Origin of the sequence: Brachybacterium sp. Marseille-Q7125 (assembly GCF_023062615.1) — a bacterium.
GTDB lineage: Bacteria > Actinomycetota > Actinomycetes > Actinomycetales > Dermabacteraceae > Brachybacterium.
Window position 1 is genome coordinate 19,980 of the sequence record NZ_JALLAL010000014.1, and the last position, 16,309, is coordinate 36,288.

12 protein-coding genes and 1 pseudogene are annotated in these 16,309 nt (G+C 70.4%); 8 read left to right on the top strand and 5 right to left on the bottom strand.

Translation table 11 applies throughout. The features are described from left to right. Nucleotides 1–88: 88 nt before the first annotated feature. The 5 genes from MU407_RS05340 to MU407_RS05360 all read left to right on the top strand — a co-directional run bounded on the left by MU407_RS05340 (nt 89) and on the right by MU407_RS05360 (nt 4,844). Nucleotides 89–826 (top strand): GntR family transcriptional regulator, encoded by a 738-nt coding sequence (locus MU407_RS05340; RefSeq protein WP_102234964.1) that lies wholly within the window; start codon nt 89–91, stop codon nt 824–826. An 82-nt stretch (nt 827–908) separates the two neighbouring features. Continuing rightward, nucleotides 909–1,856, top strand: a complete 948-nt coding sequence (locus tag MU407_RS05345) for a dihydrodipicolinate synthase family protein (protein WP_246955947.1) — start codon at nt 909–911, stop codon at nt 1,854–1,856. A gap of 8 nt (nt 1,857–1,864) precedes the next feature. Further along, a complete protein-coding gene (locus MU407_RS05350) occupies nt 1,865–2,824 on the top strand; it encodes an ROK family protein (protein ID WP_246955949.1) in 960 nt (319 codons plus the stop codon). After that, nucleotides 2,821–3,531, top strand: coding sequence for an N-acetylmannosamine-6-phosphate 2-epimerase (locus tag MU407_RS05355; protein WP_246955951.1), 711 nt, complete (start codon nt 2,821–2,823; stop codon nt 3,529–3,531). The genes MU407_RS05350 and MU407_RS05355 overlap by 4 nt, the downstream gene beginning before the upstream one ends. Before the next feature lie 152 nt (nt 3,532–3,683). Next, complete coding sequence (locus MU407_RS05360; RefSeq protein ID WP_246955953.1) at nt 3,684–4,844, top strand: S1 family peptidase; 1,161 nt, start codon at nt 3,684–3,686, stop codon at nt 4,842–4,844. A gap of 617 nt (nt 4,845–5,461) precedes the next feature. On the opposite strand, the pseudogene MU407_RS05365 reads toward MU407_RS05360, so the two are convergent. After that, nucleotides 5,462–6,712 (bottom strand): annotated as a pseudogene (locus MU407_RS05365) (IS1380 family transposase); the annotation flags it as partial. 153 nt (nt 6,713–6,865) lie between these two features. Between MU407_RS05365 and MU407_RS05370 the strand changes: the two are divergent. Then, nucleotides 6,866–9,667: a DNA polymerase III subunit gamma and tau gene (locus MU407_RS05370; protein WP_246955955.1), complete on the top strand. Its 2,802-nt coding sequence runs from the start codon at nt 6,866–6,868 to the stop codon at nt 9,665–9,667. A gap of 23 nt (nt 9,668–9,690) precedes the next feature. On the opposite strand, the gene MU407_RS05375 is transcribed toward MU407_RS05370, so the two are convergent. Next, nucleotides 9,691–10,221, bottom strand: coding sequence for a transcriptional regulator (locus MU407_RS05375; RefSeq protein ID WP_246955957.1), 531 nt, complete (start codon nt 10,219–10,221; stop codon nt 9,691–9,693). Further along, a complete protein-coding gene (locus tag MU407_RS05380; protein ID WP_246955959.1) occupies nt 10,218–11,567 on the bottom strand; it encodes a glycoside hydrolase family 125 protein in 1,350 nt (449 codons plus the stop codon). The genes MU407_RS05375 and MU407_RS05380 overlap by 4 nt, the downstream gene beginning before the upstream one ends. Before the next feature lie 118 nt (nt 11,568–11,685). On the opposite strand from MU407_RS05380, the gene recR reads away from it, so the two are divergent. Both recR and MU407_RS05390 read left to right on the top strand, forming a co-directional pair. Beyond that, nucleotides 11,686–12,279, top strand: a complete 594-nt coding sequence (gene recR, locus MU407_RS05385) for a recombination mediator RecR (RefSeq protein ID WP_246955961.1) — start codon at nt 11,686–11,688, stop codon at nt 12,277–12,279. A 23-nt stretch (nt 12,280–12,302) separates the two neighbouring features. Beyond that, nucleotides 12,303–14,027, top strand: a complete 1,725-nt coding sequence (locus MU407_RS05390; protein WP_246955963.1) for a hypothetical protein — start codon at nt 12,303–12,305, stop codon at nt 14,025–14,027. A 44-nt stretch (nt 14,028–14,071) separates the two neighbouring features. On the opposite strand, the gene MU407_RS05395 is transcribed toward MU407_RS05390, so the two are convergent. Next, on the bottom strand, nt 14,072–15,253 hold the full coding sequence (locus tag MU407_RS05395; protein WP_246955965.1) for an ABC transporter permease: 1,182 nt from the start codon (nt 15,251–15,253) through the stop codon (nt 14,072–14,074). Next, complete coding sequence (locus MU407_RS05400) at nt 15,253–16,239, bottom strand: ABC transporter ATP-binding protein (protein WP_233190575.1); 987 nt, start codon at nt 16,237–16,239, stop codon at nt 15,253–15,255. The genes MU407_RS05395 and MU407_RS05400 overlap by 1 nt, the downstream gene beginning before the upstream one ends. Between the last annotated feature and the right edge of the window lie 70 nt (nt 16,240–16,309).

Below are 16,309 nucleotides of genomic sequence, written 5' to 3' on the forward strand. Positions count from 1 at the left end.
TGAGAAGACGTCAGACCAGTGACTGCCGGAATGGGGCCGACGGAGCGTGTTCGGCCCGGGTGGTCGCGATTCCTCCAGGAGGACCGGCATGTCCAGGCAACGGCGCCCCAGCGCCTCCGACACTGCCGCGGAGATGATCCGCGACCTCATCGTCCAGCGCGGCCTGCGCCCGGGCGATCTGCTGCCCACCGAGGTCGAGCTCGTCGAGGAGCTCGCCGTCAGCCGCTCGAGCGTGCGCGAAGCGATCCGCAAGCTCGACGCGCTGGACATCGTGGATGTCCGCCATGGCCACGGCACCTTCGTCGGCGCAGTCTCCCTGCGTCCGCTCGTGGACTCGGTGACCTTCCGCTCGCGGATCGATGCCCGCGGCGCGCTCACCACACTGGAGGACATCGTCGAGGTGCGCCGCGCGCTCGACGTCGGCTACGGGCGCCAGGTGGTCGAGGCTCTGGCCGGCACCCATCACGAGGATCTGCATGGGCTCGTGGCGGAGATGGTCGAGCATGCCGAGCGCGGCGAGCCCTTCCCGCAGCAGGACCGCGCCTTCCATGCCGCGCTCATGGAGCGCGCCACCGGGAACCGGCTCGGCGAGCATCTGCTGAGCGCCTTCTGGGATCTGCACACCGACCTGGTGCAGCTGCTGCAGGTGCCGGTCCCCGCGCGGATCCAGCGCACTGCCGAGGCGCATGGCGAGATGCTGCGCGCCGCCGAGGCGGGGGATCTGCCTGCCTACCTCGCGGCGGTCGACGAGCACTATGCACCGCTGATCGAGGTGCTCGAGACGAAGAGTGCGCAGGGCCTTGCGCCGGAGCCGCTCGCACCGTAACCTCGAGTAGACATCAGACGACTGATGTCCACTCGAGTCGACTCCCGCGGCGCCTCCGCGCGGGACCCTGCGAAGGAGCATCGTGAGCACCAGCGATCAGACCGCCACCCGCCTGACCGGCGTCATCCCGCCGGTCATCACGCCCCTGCATGAGGACCGCACCCTCGATGTCGAGGGCCTCGAGCGCGTCCTGGAGCGCATGCTCGCCGCCGGCATCACCGGCGTGTTCGCCCTCGGCTCCACCGGCGAGACGGCCTTCCACCCGATGCGCGTGCGCGAGCAGATCGTCCGCGAGACCGTGCGCATCGTCGCGGGCCGCGTCCCTGTGCTCGTCGGCGTCGTCGCGCCGCAGACCGCCGAGGTCATCGAGCGCATCGACCAGGCGCAGGAGCTCGGGGCCGATGCCGTCGTCGCGACCGCACCCTTCTACGCCATCACCGCCCCGGCGGAGGTAGAGCGCCATTTCCAGATCCTCGGCGAGCACGCGGACATCCCCGTCTACGCCTATGACATCCCCGTGTGCGTCCACACCAAGCTCGACCCCGCGATGCTCGTGCGCCTGGGGGAGAGCGGCGCGATCGCCGGGGTGAAGGACTCCTCCGGCGATGACGTGTCCTTTCGTCGGCTCATCCTCGCCAACCGCGCCGCCGGCTCGCCGCTGTCCATCCTCACCGGCCACGAGGTCGTCGTCGATGGTGCCTACCTCTCCGGCGCCGATGGCTGCGTGCCGGGCCTGGGCAATGTCGACCCCGAGGGCTACGTGCGGCTGGACCAGGCCGCCCGCCGCGGCGACTGGGAGGCCGTGCGCACCGAGCAGGACCGCCTGGCCGAGCTGATGGGCATCGCCTTCGGGGTGCGCGGACAGGTCGGCTGGGGCGCGGGCGTCGGCTCCTTCAAGACGGCCCTGCAGCTGCTGGGCGTGATCGGCTCTCGCCAGGTGCCCCAGCCCTTCGAAGCTCTCGATGAGGCCGATACAGCGATGGTCGCGGGGATCCTCGAGGCCGCCGGCCTCACGCTCGCCTCCCGCTGAGAGCCCCCGTGAGCACGCTGCTGGCCCTGGATATCGGCGGCACCAAGACCACCGCCGCGCTTGTGGAGCGCACGACAGATACCGCCCGAGTGCTCGCCGAGCACACCGTCGCGACCCCCGCGCAGGAGGGCGCATCGGCGGTGATCGCGGCGGCCGATGGGGCGCTCGGCACCGTCCGCGCCGCCGCGGCATCACGCGCTCCGGGGACGGCGGCCCCGTCGGCCCCCATGACCCTGGGTATCGCCTCCGCGGGGGTCATCGCCCCCGGCAGCGGCGAGGTCACCCACGCGACCGACGCGATCCGCGGCTGGGCCACAACGGCGCTCGGTGCTGAGCTCGCCGCGCGCCAGGACCTGCCGGTCGCGGTGCTGAACGATGTGCAGGCCCACGCTCTCGGCGAGGCCGTCCACGGCGTGGGTCGCGGGCACGAAAGCCTGCTGCTGGTCGCCGTCGGCACCGGGATCGGCGCCGGAATGGTCAGCGGCGGCACGGTGCACGTCGGCACCCGCGGCGCCGCCGGGCACCTCGGTCACCTGCCGGTCCCCGAGGCCGACGGGGTGGCCTGCCCCTGCGGCCGGACCGGTCACCTCGAGGGCCTCGCCTCCGGTCCCGGGATCCTCGCCCTCGCCACCCGCCTCGGGGCCGCCCGAGAGATCACGGCCGATGGGCGGGCGCTCGCCGCGGCCGCCCGCGCGGGCGATGCGATCGCCCAGGAGGCCTACCGCCTCGCGGGCTGGGCCACCGGGCGCGTGATCGGTGGGGCGCTGAACCTGCTGGATGCCGACGTGGTGGCGCTCACCGGCGGAGTCCTCGGCGCGAGCGAGGCCTGGCAGCACGAGCTCGAGCGCGGCATCGCCCATGAGGCCATGGATGTCGTGGCCGCCACCCCGATCCTGCCGGCTGCGGCCGGTGTCCATGCCGCCCTGCTGGGGGCGGCCGAGCACGCCTGGAGGAAGCTGTGCGCGTGAACCCTGCCGAGCTGACGAACACCCTGATCGTCTCCTGCCAGGCCTACCCCGGGGAGCCGATGCGCGATCCGCGGACCATGGCGCAGATCGCCGCCGCCGTCGAGCGTGGTGGGGCCTCCGCTGTGCGCGCCCAGGGCCTGGAGGACATCCGCCAGGTCAAGGCCGCGGTGAGCGTTCCGGTGATCGGGATCTGGAAGGACGGCGAGCAGGGCGTGTTCATCACCCCCACGCTCGAGCATGCGCTCGCCGTCGCCGAGGCCGGGGCGGACATCGTGGCGCTCGATGGGACCCTGCGCGAGCGGCCCGACGGGCGCACTCTCGCCCAGACCGTCGCGGGCCTGCGGGAGCGCTTCGACGGGCCGCTTATGGCCGACTGCGACAGCGTCGAATCCGCGCAGGCCGCCGCCGAGCTCGGCATCGAGCTCATCGGCACGACCCTCGCCGGATACACCGACGCCCGGCCGAAGACCGACGGGCCGGACCTCGCGCTGCTGCGCGAGCTCGCCGGGAGTCTCGGGGAGGGACAGCTGCTGGTCGCTGAGGGGCGCGTGCACACCCCGCAGCAGGTTGCTGAGGCCCGCGACGCCGGGGCGGATGCGGTCGTCGTCGGCACCGCGATCACCCACCCCACCACGATCACGACCTGGTTCGCGGAGGCTGCGCGCAACCACAAGGGCGTCGACAACGTCATGACCAACTACACCTAGTTGCGCCGTTGCTGAGACACCCGACAGCGTGCCCTCCAAGCCAGAGCAGATCACAATCAGATTACAATTAGGCGGACGTGCATTGCTGCTTGCTAACGAGCACTACCGTGAGCGCAGGAGCAATGGGGCCTAGAGGTTCAAAAGGCGGGGCCATGAAGGCGTTGAAGATAGCAGTTCTGACAGTGTGCTTCGGGATGGTATTCGGTGTGTGGGGGGGCGTAGCGAACGCAGGTCCACCAGTTGAGCTCGAAGACGAGTATCAAACTACGGCAGTCGCTTACTATGCGGAAACTGAAGGCATCTCCCGTCAAGATGCAAGGAACATTATCAGCGACCAGGAGGTAATTCTTTCGGTTGCGAATGAACTTGGGTTTGAATTTGACGAGGACGAGTCAGTTTATTTCGAGCCACACGGGCGAACTCAGACCGCAGTCGTGCATTCGAGCGACGAAGAGCACATATCCGCCTTTGCCGTCCTGCCCATCTCTGTCAACACAAAGATGCGAATAGAAGATGTCGATATTGAGTCGAGGATTCCGCTAGAAGTGTCCGACGAAACTGTGGCTGAGGTCAAAGAAAGTATCCCCGGTGTTCAGGGTGTATACGTTCGCGAGTCGGATGGCGCTTTGATGGTCGACGCAGTACCAACAACAGATGGTGCCCGGGCCTCCCGGGATCCTGGCGTACTTAAGGTGCGCGGCTATTCTACAACCATCGTGTCATACGGTGATGAGGCCGCAGATTCCCTACCAATTAGAGGCGGAGCCGCGATGAGCAAATGTACCGCTGGGCTTCCCGCCAAATATGGATCTTACAAAGGGTTCATTTCCGCTGCCCACTGCGACGATGTAACCAGACTGTTCGGCTCAACAAAGAACTCGGGGGTTTCAACCCGAGCAACCATGCGGAAGCAAATCCATAACGCCAATGCCGACATCGCATTCTATAGCGTATCTAGTTCTAATACGTTAACGAGAACCCGCTATGCCTCCTCGGCAACCTCGCCCGTTCGCGTTGGAGCCCCTGCAAGTGTCGGACCGGGAACCGTAGTATGCCACCGTGGTATGACCACGGGGTATCAGTGCGGGAGGGTTACTTCCATTGCATACAAGCCAACCTATAGCGGCGCATGTCCCGGAGGGACCTGCAATTCCGTGTTCGTGAGGGTCTCGGCGAAGCAGGAAGGGGGTGACAGCGGTGGACCTTGGGCTGCAGGATCAAGGCCAATCGGTATCCACAAGGGCGGTAGCTCGACCTTCAGCATTTACTCCAAGCTCCATCGGGTTCCCTCGGGAGTTCAGATTCTGTCTTAGGTCCAGAAAGACTCGATATTGAACGCGAAGAACCGCTTCGGATTATTACTGCTAATTGCTGCCGTCGCTTTATCGAGCTGTGTGTCTGCTGACCAAGGCGGCCACCCGGGAACTCCCGACGATACCTCCAACTTAGAGTGGATCAAGTACGCGGATGCCGGGGATGGCGGTGATGGTGCAGAGGTGTCAGGGGTCATCGTCAGCGTGGACGGCTGTCTTGGAATTGATAGAGATGATTCTGACGACCGCGCGATAATACTGCTAGCTTTTAGTGTCAAGGATGAGCGCCCAGCGTCGCTTGCTGAGGGTGATAAATTCGTTGGAGCTGGAGGTGAGATTCCGGCGCCAAAGACAGACGATTTCGAGTATCCAGCCTCTTGCAGCACCACGGGTTCCGTCTTCGTAGTGTCAATGAAGAGTTAGTGTCGGTCAAGAAACCTAGCCTCGATGTTTCATCGGGGTCGTGAGCTGGCTCGGGTGGCGTCGTTGCCGGTGTCCCGGGGGCTGATTCTGGTATGTGGGTGTGACGTTGTGTCGCAGTGTCCGTTGCGGGCGGCCCGGGTTCCACTGCCGGGGGTGAGGGTGCTGCTGGTCGTAGGGACGGTGGAGCGGGCGCGTCAGGTCTGGGCCACGGTGGTGCGTAGTCGGTTGATGCCGGTCAGGACGGTGGCGGCTTCCGGGGCGTGGCGGGCGAGGTGAAGGACCTTGTGACGGCAGCGCCGCACGAGCGTCGCGGGGATCTCGAACAGCCTCGCGCGTAGCCGTTTGGGCTCCCATTTCCGGGCATCATCGCTGGTGAAAGCGATGGTCTGCACCCATGCGACCAGCTCGCAGGCGAGCTGGATGATCTGGCACCAGATCTGGTTCTGCTTGAAGGACTGCAGCGGTAGCTTCAGCAGGCCCATGTCCTTGGCGTGACGGATCCGGTCCTCACACCGTGCCCGGCGACGGTGGCGCAGCTCCAGGACGGGAAGCTGTCCGCGGACGGTGTTGGTCGCGAACGCGGTGCTGCGCATGCCCTCATGATCGGTGATCCGCAGCTGCGCTCCGGGGTGCGGGCGTTCCTTACGCACGATCACCCGCATTCCCTCCGGCCAGCCTGTCAGGTCCAGCAGCCCGGTCAGCTCCGCCACCCAGGCTCCTTCACGGATACCGTCGCTATCGGTGTCATAGGCGGCAGTCCACGCCCCCGCCTCATCGATGCGCTCCAGCAGGTCAGGGGTGTTCGCTGGGAGGGTGAACCCGACCGAGTAGGCCAGTCGCTGCCGGTTAAGCCAGCCCACGAAATCCTTCGTGCCACCAGCCCCATCGGTGTGGATCAGGATCTTCTTCGAGCCCCGCCCGTCCCGGGAAAGCAGTCCCGCGGGCAGCTGCGCGAGGGCCTCACGGGTGAGGGCGATGTGATCAGCAGCGGTGTTCGAGCCCGCGTTGCCCGGACGCAGCTGGATCGCCAGCGGTTCACCGGTCCCGCCGCTGCCATGGTCGAGGAACGCGCACAAAGGGTGGTAGCCGAAACCACGTGTGAACGTCGGGGCGGCCTGCTCCTTCTGGCTGTGGACGTTGATCAAGGTGGCATCCAGATCGATGACCAGCGGGGTCTTCGCACTGGCCCCTCCGGCTGGGGAATGCTCCCCAGCCAAAGCCCAGGCTCTCTCCCGCGCGGCCTGGCGAGCTGTGGAGATCGCTGCGATCATCGCCGGGGCGTCGTCGGCCAGGGTCCTGAGCGTGCGGGAGATCGTCGGGGTTGAGGCCACCGGACCGAACAGGCCCGGCTCGCACCGCAGCAGATCAGTATCCCGAGCGGTGTCGCCACCGATCGCGCACGTCAGGGCCAGGTCCAGCAGAACCTTCACCGCGTGATGCTCCGCCAACCCCAACTCGATGACCTAAGTCAGGTCGGACGGCTCCCGCCGCTGTCGCAGGGCGCCGAAGGCGCCATGATCCCGGGGCGCTCATGGCGATCATGTGAGCGCCGACGAGAGCTGTGATAGTCCGCGCGCGCCCTGAACTAGCCTGTACGGGTGGCCACCGCTCTGTACCGTCGTTACCGCCCGGAGTCCTTCGCCGAGGTGATCGGCCAGGACCACGTCACCACGCCGCTGCGGCGTGCGCTGAACGCGGGCCGGGTGGGTCACGCCTACCTGTTCTCCGGGCCGCGCGGCTGTGGCAAGACGACCTCCGCCCGCATCCTCGCGCGCTGCCTGAACTGCGCCGAGGGCCCCACCGACACCCCGTGCGGGACCTGCGACTCGTGCCGTGACCTGGCGCGCGGCGGTGCCGGCTCCCTCGATGTGGTGGAGATCGACGCCGCCAGCCACGGCGGTGTGGATGATGCCCGTGAGCTGCGTGAACGCGCCTCCTTCGCTCCCGTGCGGGACCGCTACAAGGTGTTCATCATCGACGAGGCCCACATGGTGACCTCCGCCGGCTTCAACGCGCTGCTGAAGCTCGTCGAGGAGCCGCCGGAGCACGTGAAGTTCGTGTTCGCCACGACCGAGCCGGACAAGGTCATCGGCACCATCCGCTCCCGCACCCACCACTACCCCTTCCGCCTCATCCCCCCGCAGGTGCTCGGCCCCTACCTCGAGGAGGTCTGCGCCGCGGAGGACGTCCCCGTGGGCGAAGGCGTGATGCCGCTCGTGGTGCGCGCCGGCGGGGGCAGCGCCCGCGATTCCATGTCGGTGCTGGATCAGCTCATGGCCGGTTCCGGAGACGAGGGCCTGGACTTCGCGACCGCTATCGCGCTGCTGGGCTTCACTGACACGGCCCTGCTGGACCGCGCCATCACCGCGGTGGCCGAGCACGATGCGGCGGCGCTGTACGGCGCGGTCGAGCAGGTGCTTGCCACCGGGCATGAGCCGCGGCGCTTCGTGGAGGATCTGCTGGAGCGGATCCGGGACCTCATCGTGCTGGCCGCGGTGCCGGAGCGGGGCGCGGATCTGCTGCCCCAGGTTCCGGCCGATGAGCTCGAGCGCATGCGCGAGCAGGCCGCCGCCTTCCACCCCGCGGACCTTTCCCGCTGTGGTGACCTCGTCAATGAGGCGCTGTCCACGATGACCGGTGCGACGTCGCCGCGACTGCACCTCGAGCTGCTGGCCGCGCGCCTCGTGCTGCGCGCCGAGCGCGCTGCGGGGGCAGCGCCGGCGGGCGCAGGGGTGCCGGCGGGTGCAGGGTCGCCGACGGGTGCAGGCGGAGCCCGGGAGGAAGCTCGCCGGATCGCGCAGCAGAAGGCTGAAGCCTCCCGCCAGGCTCGTGGCGGCCGGCAGCCCCAGCGCGGGGCAGCTGAGGGAGCGCCCGCGCAGCAGCGCCCGGGTGCGGCGCCGCAGCAGGTCCCGGCAGAGCAGGTGGAACAGCAGCGCGCCCCGCAGGGCCCGCCAGAGGCGGGGCCGGGGCCCGAGGCAGCACCGGCGCCGTCCGCAGAGCCCGCCCCGCAGGCCAGCGGAGTCGGTGGTACCGGGGCTGCCGGGGTTGCCGGGGGTGCCGATGCTGCGGAGGAGCTGCGCGGGCACTGGTCCGCAATCCTCGATGAGCTGCAGCAGATCCGTCGGCCCGCCTGGGCGCTCGTCTCCCAGAACGCCCACGTGCATGCCGTGAAGGGCAGCACCCTGGTGCTGGGCTTCCGCACCGAGGGGCTCGTGGCCGCCTTCCACCGCGGCACCGCGGCGCAGAACGTGGCCGATGCCGTCCGGCGCATCACCCACCAGGAGCTGACCGTCGACGCTGTCGTCGGCGAGGACCCGGGACCCGGCGGGGGCAGCCCCGGGGGTGGCGGTCCCGGTGGACCTGGTGGAGGCGGTCTCGGGGGCCCCGTCAGAGGCGGCGCCGGTGGCGGGCCGCGGGGCGACGGCCCCGTCGGTGGGCCCGCCGGGGGAGGCCCCGGCCCGGGCGCGTCCCCTGCTGCCCCGCCGCGCCAGCAGAGCCCACGCGGCGGCGGGGCCTGGGGCGATGCCGCCGCGGCCATGACCCCCAGCCGCCCGGCACCCCCGCGCGAGGAGGCGCCTGCAGCCTCCGCCGGGCAGCGCGCTTCCGAGCGAGCGATGCGCGCCGCCGAACGAGCCTCCGCGGCACGGGCGAACGCCGGACCGTCGCCCGAGGACTTCCCGCCCGAGCCCGATGACCCCTACCCGCCGGAGCCCGAGGACGCCTACCCCCCGGACCCCCGCGAGGACACCTACCCGGCGCCTGCCCCCGGTGGCCCAGCACAGGCTGCTCCGGGATCGCGCGCCGAGGAGGGGCAGGAGGCTCGCGCGAGCAACGACGCCCAGCCGCGGGAGGCAGGCCGCACATCGCCGCAAGCCCCGGAGGGCCCGGCGCCCGAGGTCGAGGACGAGGGGCGAGACTCCCTGCCCGACGGTGAGCCGCGCACTTTCGGCCAGGCCGCGCTGCGCCGTGCGATCGCCGAAGGCCGCGTGATCCGTTCCCGCCCCGCACAGAATCTCCCGACCAGCCCCGGGAGCGGCCCCGCGGAGAGCACGTCGGCCCCCACCACCCCGACGGCTGATGCGGCGCCGCAGGCTCACGAGAGCCGGGGCGCAGCGACGTCGGCAGCGCCCGCCCCGACGGAGCCCGCGCCCGCTGAGCCCGCGCGCAGCGGGGCAGCGCTCGTGCGGGAGGCCGCGCAGGCCTCGCGGGCCGCGCATGCGCAGCGCGGCCGTGGCTCAGCACGCACCGCCATGGCCCCACCGCCGGAGGAAGACCCCACCGGCGGTGCGACCCGCGATGACGAGGACGCAGTGATCACCACCCGCTCAGGCCGTGAGGTGATCGAGCAGGTGCTGGGCGGCCGCGTGCTCGAGGTGATCGACGAGACCGCGGGCCGCTGACCCCGTCGGCCCCACTTACCCGCTCAGCCCTCCCGCGGCTCGAGCAGGCTCACCAGATCCGTGCGCAGCGTCGCCGGGTTCACGTCCGGGCCCGGCATCGTCACGTAGAACTCCCAGAACGGGAAGATCATCTGCTCCCCGGCCTCCCCGATCTCTTCGGTGAACGCCCCCCACGCCTCGGCGAGCCCGCCGTAGGCTCCGCGGTGGGAGATGCGAGCCACGCGCCCGCCCGGCAGCACCGATCCGGTGACCACATACCCGCTGGGCAGCTCGATCTCGCCCTCGAGCACCCGGTCCACCGGGAAGCCCACCTCGCAGTCCGCGGTGGAGACCGGCTGACGGTGATGCAGCGCGAACGCCGGGCCGATCGGCGCGATACCCGCCCCGGCCAGCGCCTCGGCCAGATGCGTGAACGTGCCATCCATGAGGGAGGCCATGTCGTACATCGGGAAATCCTGCTGGCGCACCACCGCGGTGGGCACCTCGGGCGCCGTCTCGATCCGGCAGTGCTCCAGGGCCTCCGTATCGCCGTACGGCGTCGGCATCGCCGTCATCGCTCGGCCTCCTCGCGGGAGACACCGGCGAGATCCAGCGCCAGCTCGCAGAACATCGAGTTGGACCAGGAGAACCACTCGCGCGTGAAGATCGTCGGGTCATCCACGTGCACACCCTCATGCATCATCCCGGTGCCACCGTCGGTGCGCATCAGCTGCTCGAGCAGGCGCAGCTTCTCAGCCGGGTCGCTGAGCGTCAGCCCCTCGACCGACTTCGCGATCGGCCACACGTGATCCTTCGGGGTGTGCGGGGAGCCGACGCCCTCGAGGTACAGGCCTGCGAAGAAGAACGGGTTGGTGCGCGAGAGCACCGCGGCGCGGGTGGCGCGGTAGGTGGGATCATCCTGCTCCACGCAGCGCAGGTAGGGCAGGGACAGCAGGCTCGGCACGTTCGCGTCATCCATGAACAGGTGCTGGCCCATGCCGTCGATCTCATACGCCCAGATCTGCTCGCCATCGGGCCCGTCGATCCGGCCGTGCTCCTCGAGCGCCGCGCGGATCTCCCCGGCCAGGCGCCGCGCGGTCGCGGCATCGTCCGCCTCCCCGGCGACGTGCTCCAGCAGGTCCCCCAGCCGCTCCAGCGCGAGCGCCAGGAAGAAGTTCCCGGGAATGTTGTAGCCCAGCTCGCAGCGATCATCGGAAGGCCGGAACCCCGCCCACACCAGGCCGTTGGGCACCGTCTTAGAGCCCTTGCCGTCACGCGCCAGGGTGTCGGACGGCGGGCAGTTCTCGCGGCGGAAGAAGTACTTTGAGCGCTCCTCGTGATGCTGCTCGGTCTGCACCACCTCGAGGATCGCGCGGGCGGCCGGCAGGAACTGGTCATCGGCCCACGACGTATCCCCGGTCGCGCGCCACAGCCGCCACGCCAGATCCGGGCCGTAGGACAGCGAGTCCAGCTCGAACTTGCGCTCCCACGCCCACGGGTTGTTCAGCTCGGTGTCATCGCTGTCCCAGTGGGAGGCGTCCGCGGTGCGGTTGAAAGCATTGGCGTACGGGTCGATGACGAGGTACATCCAGTGCCGCCGCAGCAGCCCGGCCAGCACCTCCACCAGCTCCGCCCGGTCCGCGTCCGAGCCCACGCCGCCGACCACCAGGCGCAGCAGCGGAGTCAGCTGGGCCGCGGAATCCCGCAGCCACATCGCCGGGATGTCCCCGGTGATCACGAAGGTGGTGCCGTCCTCCTCCCGGCTGACGGTGGTCTCGGCCGTGTTGCGCAGGTAGCCGATGACCCACTCGGCGATGGCCTCGCAGGTGGGAGCCGGGGCGTCGGTCGCCGCGGCGATGCCGGAACGGACGCGCTCGGCCACGTCATCGAGCAGTGCGGAAGGGAGCTGCACAGTGGTCACCTCGTCACAGGATGGTTGGTGGAGAACCAGGCTAGCGGCACATCACGCCGACGGGGCGCAGTGCCCCCGACGCCGACGGGGCGCAGCGTCCACCGCGCCGCCCACTACAGTGGCCTGCGTGTACGAAGGCATCGTCCAGGATCTGATCGACGAGCTCGGCCGCCTGCCGGGCATCGGCCCCAAGTCCGCCCAGCGCATCGCATTCCACCTGCTGGACGCGGACGATGCCGCCGTGCGCCGCCTCGCGGACGTCCTCATCCAGGTCAAGGACACCGTGCGCTTCTGCGAGATCTGCGGGAACGTCTCCTCCGCCGAACGCTGCCGCATCTGTGCCGACCCCCGCCGCAGCGAGGAGGTCATCTGTGTGGTCGAAGAGTCCAAGGACATCATCGCCATCGAACGGATCCGCGAGTTCCGCGGCCGCTATCACGTGCTCGGCGGCGCGATCGACCCCATCGGCGGCGTGGGCCCGAACGACCTGCGCATCACCCAGCTCATGAGCCGCCTGGGCATCGGGGAGACCACCGAGGTGATCCTTGCGCTGGACCCGAACATCGAGGGGGAGGCCACCGCCGCGTACCTCTCGCGCCTGCTCGCGCCGCTCGAGCTGACCGTGACGCGTCTGGCCTCCGGCCTGCCGGTGGGCGGGGACCTGGATTACGCCGATGAGATGACGCTTGGGCGCGCCTTCCTGGGCCGCCGCAGCGTATGAGCTGACGACCGGACAGGGCCGACGTGACCTCCCCGATGCTGCACCCGAACCAGCGGGCCCTGCCGCCGCTGCGGAACCTCCCGGCCCCGCCACGGGTCCCGGAGGAACCGGCCTCGCTCGTGCCGCCCGCCGAGATCATGCTGTACGCCCGCCGCACCCTCGGGGCCCGGGTGCTGCGTCGCATCTGGGCGCCCGCCCTCGTGCTGCTGGCCCTGTGGTACCTGCTGCTGGTGATGTACGTGCTGGGCCCCTCGCCCACCCTGTGGTTCTTCGGGGTGCTGTTCTCCCTGGCCGATGCATCCATGCTGACCTCGCTCACCACCCAGATGGGCTTCTCCGGGACGTCGCTGGCCTGGTCCTTCGCCCTCGTCCCGCTGATCGCGACGGCTGTGAGCCTGCTGCCGGCGCTCGCGGCCCCGCCGCTGCTGGGCGCGATGCGACCGCGCGAGCACCTGAGCGAGGAGACGTTCCGCCGCGCCGCCGCGAACCGCCTGACGCTGCTGCTCATGGCGGTCCCGATCCTCACCGTGGTGCTGCTGCCGCTGGTGACCGCGCTGCCGCTCGGCCAGCCCTGGCAGACCCTCGGGCCCGGCCACCTGTCCATGTGGTGCCTGGCGCTCGCGGTGCTGCCGCTGGCCTGGGTGCTCGTGCGCGCCACGCTCGCGATCCACCGTCTGCTGGGGCTTGAGCGCATGGAGACGCTGCGCAAAGCCGCGATGCTCGGCAGTGACCGGGAAGTGCTCGAGCAGCGCCGCGCTGCCCTGTGGGCGCAGGACCGTCGGCACCTGCCACCCACCCCCGGCAGCCCCCAGGACGGCGCAGAGCTGAGCGGCCGCGGCATCCTCACGGCGCTGCTGGCCATGGGCCGCTCCGCCCTGGTGTGGGTGCTGCCCGCCGCGGCACTCACCGGCTGGACGATCTTCGGCCTCACGGAATTCATCGCCCTGTTCACGGGGCTTGCCGCCGAGGACCTCACGCAGCTGCGCACCCCGGTGCGGCTGCCGCAGCTGCTGCTGGCCGCCACCGTTCTGCTGCTCGCGACCGCGCTCGGGGGACTCGCCCCGGCGGCCGCGATTCGCCTGTCCACGGCGCAGCGAGCCGAGGTCCGCGATCAGCGCACCGTCCCGCAGTGGGAACGTCGGGCCCGCGCGAACCCGTGGGAGGCGCGCGTCTGCGGCCTCGCCGGCTGGCTGGTGGCCGCCCTGCAGCTCGGCGCGTGGCTGCTCGTCGGCGTGCTGCTGCCCGTCACCGGGCTTGCCAGCGGCGTCACCTGGGCCTGGGTGGTGTTCGCCGTGCTGCTGCTGGTGCCGCTCGCAGGCGGGGCAGCGGCCTTCGCGATGCGCCGCAACCTGCGCGATGTGCTCTACGGGCCCGCGGGTGCGTATATGCGTCGGCCCGCCCCGTATGCCCTGGTCGCCCCCGATATCGGCACCCGGGCGGACCGCGCGCGGGACCCTGCGGTGCGGACAGCGCTGCGCCAGCGCCGACGGGCCGAGGGCGGCGAGTACGACCTCGAGGCCTTCGACCTCGATGCGGCCGATGACCGGCTGTGGGTGGACGATGATCTGCCCGGCGCGACCGACACCGAGATCCGGGAGGCGGACCTCGCCGCCGGGCGGCTGCCGGACTTCGGCGGCGAAGGGTCGGCGTTCACCGGCGGCGGGCGGGCGGCCGGCTCCCTCGAGGGGGCCGACGGGGGCGCGAGCCACACGATCCCCGAGCAGATCGGGCCGCCGTCCCGCGGCTGAGCAGCCGGTTGCGCGGGCCCGGGTCAGGTGCGCGCGAGCTCGACTCAGGCGATCCGGGTCCCCTTGCCCAGACGCCCGATCGGCACGCCGATACGGTGCACCGCGAGCACGAGCGAGCCACCCCCGGCGAGCATCCACATCGCCAGGCCCATCGGCCACAGCGGTCGGTTGGGCGGCGTCGCGAGATGCTCCGGGTAGCCGGGATCCTCTGGGGAACAGTTCACCCGGTGGGAGGGGTGGTTCGACGTGGCAACGGTCCGCATCCCCGCTTTGAGCAGCACGAGCGCATCCATGTCGGGGCCCTCACTGGCGTTGATGTCCATATTCACGCGGGGCGCGGCCTCCGCCAGCAGCACCACCGGGTTCGCCCACATCAGCGGCAGCGAGAGATCTGCCCGCACCACGCGGCGCTCCCGCATCTGGGGCTCGCAGATCCAGCGGTCGCTCGAGCTGTCGTAGGTCCCGCGATACGTCTGGACCGTCGTGTCGTACTGGAGGAACGCCGCGGAGGTCGCCCAGGTGATCGGCGCTACCGCTGTCACCCCGAACACGAGGGCATACATGAGCACCACGGAGCCCAGCTGCCGTGCCGTCAGCGCCGAGAGCCCCAGCCCGATCGAGGTCACGCACAGGGTGAGCAGGCTCAGCACCAGCACCAAGCGCAGCATGTAGAAGATACCTACCTCGCCCAGCAGCGCCAGCGGCACCACCGACGGCAGGGCGAGAACCTGGAAGGCGAGCCCGGTCGCGAAGCCCGCAAGGAGCTTGCCGAGCACCAGCTCCGCCGGGCTCAGCAGGCTCACCTGCAGCGTCGCGAGTGTCCCGGCGGTGCGGTCACCATTGATCGACCCGGCCGAGAGCGCCGGCACCACCAGCAGCATCGCGAACAGCACGAGGATCATCTGCAGGCTGAACAGCACCCGCGCGGTGACGCGCACGTCCACCCAGGAGCCGCTGTACATCATCGGGCCCAGCGCCAGGAGGCCGATGCCCAGCAGCACCAGCGTCCACACGCCGAGCGCGATGTACCAGCGCAGGGAGCGCAGGCGCTGCTTGAGCTCGAGCGCGGTCACCAGCCACACGCCGCGCGGCCGCAGCTGCCAGCGCCCATTGGCGAGCGGCCGCTTCCGCAAAGCCGCGGGTGGGGGCGGAGGCAGCGCATCCCCGCCGGGCGGCAGCGCGGAGCCGGGCGGGGACCCGGAGGGCGAGGGCATCATCGCGGTCATCACAGAGCTCCCTCACGTCGGGCGGCATCGGAGGCGAGGTAGGCGGCCTCCAGGGTGCCGGTGGCGGGCGCGAACTCGATCAGCTGCGCCTGCTCAGCGGTCAGATCGGCGAGCAGTCGGGCGGCGGTGCGGTCATCGGGCAGGGAGATCAGCGCCTCAGCATGCCCGGAGATCGTCTGCTGCGCGGGCATCACTCCGCCATGCCGCACCCCGAGGCGATCCAGGGCCACCTCGAGCGCCTGATGGTGCAGCGAGCCCACCCGCCAGGTGCGCGGCCGCGCGGCGAGCTCGTGCACGCTCGCGGCGTCCACCACCTCGCCGGCATCCATGAACACCACGTGGTCGGCCATCTCCTCCAGCTCGGAGAGGATGTGGCTGGACAGCAGCACGGTCGATCCCTGGGCGGCGCGCGTCCGCACCACCCGCAGCAGGCGGCGCCGGGAGGCCGGATCCAGCCCCGAGGCGGGTTCATCGAGGATCAGCACCGAGGGGTCATGGACGAGCGCCCGCGCGAGCCCCAGCCGCTGCTTCTGTCCGCGTGAGAGCACATGCGCCCGCTGCTGCGCGAGGCTGGTCAGATCCAGCAGCTCGAGCAGATGATCCACGCGCTCACGTAGCTGCGCGGTGGGCAGGAAGTAGGCCCGCCCCATCGTCTCGAGCACCTCGAGCACCGTCAGCGAGTCCCAGGCGCCGAACTGGTCCGGCATCCAGCCCACGCGGGCCCGCACCGCGGGGGAGTCCTCGGCGGGGTCGATGCCGTCCACGAGCACTCGGCCGGTATCCGGCCGCAGCAGCGAGGCCAGCATCAGCATGAGCGTCGACTTCCCGCAACCGTTCGGCCCCACGAGCGCGGTCACCGCCCCGCGCGGCGCGGTGAAGGACAGGTTCGCGACGGCCTGCACCGCCCCGAAGGCCCGGGAGACCTGCTCGGCCCGCAGCCCGTCGGCCGCGGGGCTCTCCGGACCGGGCTGAGGGGATCCGGGCACGCCGAACCACGGCCCGTCGGCCTCGTATCCGTGGGTCCCCGGCCTGTCTTCCCCCACCCCGGTCATGGGA